This window comes from Microbacterium sp. B19, from assembly GCF_000333395.1.
Taxonomy (GTDB): domain Bacteria; phylum Actinomycetota; class Actinomycetes; order Actinomycetales; family Microbacteriaceae; genus Microbacterium.
In genome coordinates, this window is the sequence record NZ_BADA01000114.1 from 1 (window position 1) to 701 (window position 701).

Genomic DNA, 701 nt, shown 5'->3' on the forward strand with positions numbered 1-701 from the left:
CAATATCAGCCGCGCGTAGCAACGCGTCGAGCCTATTTGACAGCGGTATATCTCTTAGAATTTTTTCACCGTTGATCATCAATTGTTCCTCGCCATTAGGATTTTCGTCAGTTTTCAGGCGACTGCTTTTGGCCGGTTGCGGACATCCCTGTGGATTTAAGCTTCCTGTCCTGCCGCTTTAATGGCGGATATTTTGAACGTAAAAAATACCGGTCCCAAAAACCACTCCTACCAGGATAATTAACAAAGACACCAAGCGGCGAATGTGCCTGGGACCATAGCCGTTTGTATCTGTATCAACGCCAATTCCCTGGCTTGCGTATTTTTGGAGACGTGCTGCTAGAAGTGAAAAGTTTGATAAAAATCGTCTACCACCGGTGACATCGCTTTCAGCGACATAAGGACTTAATCTCGTATATAAGAGCGAATCAGACCATACAATTTCGCTTCGAAAGTTCTCTAACAGAAGACGTAAGGAGGCCAGAAACTCCTCGTCACGCTGTACAAACTTTGCCAGTGACTCTGCACCACGGCCATAACAGCATAAGTCCTCGGCGATAGTCACAGTACGAATAAAACTCCACTTCTCAAATAGCGACGGCGGGCGATGCAATATAAAGCCGATATCCAACTGCACCTCTGAGATGCTTGGTATCGAAATTACGGAATTGCCTTTATCACGTACGACTTCCACGCCGTAT

Annotated in this window: 1 protein-coding gene; it reads right to left on the minus strand. The window is 46.2% G+C overall.

Annotated features, from left to right (window positions below; all coding sequences use genetic code 11):
• Positions 1–178 precede the first annotated feature (178 nt).
• The coding region (locus tag I5G_RS25150) for a hypothetical protein (RefSeq protein WP_204365540.1) at positions 179–701 on the minus strand (523 nt) is incomplete at its 5' end.